This window comes from Mesorhizobium sp. M7A.F.Ca.AU.002.02.1.1, from assembly GCF_003998535.1.
Lineage (GTDB): Bacteria > Pseudomonadota > Alphaproteobacteria > Rhizobiales > Rhizobiaceae > Mesorhizobium > Mesorhizobium ciceri.
The window spans coordinates 1-1,289 of sequence record NZ_RZPB01001176.1; the positions used below are offsets into that span (position 1 = coordinate 1).

The 1,289-nt window shown below is 66.6% G+C and carries 2 protein-coding genes; both read left to right on the forward strand.

The genetic code is table 11. From position 1 onward, the window contains the following. The coding region (locus EN879_RS36230; RefSeq protein WP_127274729.1) for an ATP-binding cassette domain-containing protein at positions 1-585 on the forward strand (585 nt) is incomplete at its 5' end. After that, positions 582-1,289, forward strand: a 708-nt coding sequence (locus tag EN879_RS36235; RefSeq protein ID WP_164774852.1) for an ABC transporter permease, incomplete at its 3' end; no start/stop codon positions are given. The genes EN879_RS36230 and EN879_RS36235, both read left to right, overlap by 4 nt.

Here is a 1,289-nt window from a genome sequence, read left to right on the forward strand (position 1 = left end):
GCCACAAGCGGCTCGGTGCGGCTGGACGGCGCCGCCATCGAGACGCTGAGCGTCGGCGAGCGCCGCCGGCGCGGCCTTCGCTACCTGACCGACGACCGACTGGGCGAGGGCACTGTCGGCACCTTCCCGGTCTCGATCAATTTCTTCCTCAAGCAGGTCGGCGCGGCCCCGTTCTGGCGCAACGGCGTCGAGCAGCGCGCGGAGATCGACAAGCGCGCCGCGCAGCTCGTGCGCGAATACGACGTGCGCACGCCGAGCCTGAAGACGCCCGTCGCGCGGCTGTCCGGCGGCAACATCCAGAAGGTGCTTCTGGCAAGGGAACTGGCTGAAGGCGCCAAGGTGGTGATCTTCAACAAGCCGACCTATGGGCTCGATCTCACCAACACATTGGCGTCGCGCCAGCGCATTCGCGATACGGCGGCGCGTGGCCTTGCCGTGCTGCTGATCTCCACCGACCTCGAGGAATTGCTTGGTATGTGCGACCGCATCGCCGTCATCGCCGACGGCGCTTTGGTCGGCACCGTCGAGAACGTAGACGACGCCCGCACAAAGGTCGGTCGCCTGATGATCGGACTTGCCGCATGAGCATCGACACCGCACCCACGGTCAGCGCCACCGCACTCGATGCCACGAGCGGGGCAGCGACGCGCCGCGACATCCTGCATCGGCTGCTGATGACGCTCGGCCCGATCCTTATCGCGCTGGTCATAGCCGGCTGTATCCTGCTTGCCGTCGGCGTCGACCCGCTGGCCTATTATGGCTTCGTGCTGGAGAAGGGACTGTTCTCGCCGCTCGGCATCCAGCAGACACTGACGCGCATGGCGCCGCTGCTGTTTCTCGCCGCCGGCCTGATCGTCGCCTTTCGCGCCGGCATGTGGAATCTGGGCGGCGACGGCCAGTTCCTGCTTGGCGCGGTGACGGCGGCTGCCAGCGCTCCCGTGTTCGTGCAGATCATGCCAGCCTGGCTGGCGCTGGTCTGCTCGTTCCTCATCGCCATGGTGGTGGCGATGATCTGGTCGCTGGTGCCGGCGCTGCTGCGTGCCTATCAGGGCGTCAACGAGATCATCACCACCCTGATGATGACGTTCCTCGGCACCTCGCTCGCCAATGTGCTGGTCAAGCTGGCGTTTCGCGACCCAAGCACGACCGTGCCGCAGACGCGCACGCTGCCGGTGGAGGACCGGCTGCCGCGCCTGTTCGAAACGACCATCACCAGTGGCCTGCTGCTTGGGCTGGCGGCGATCATCATCGTGCATCTGGTGATGACGCGCACGGCGTTCGGGCTGAAG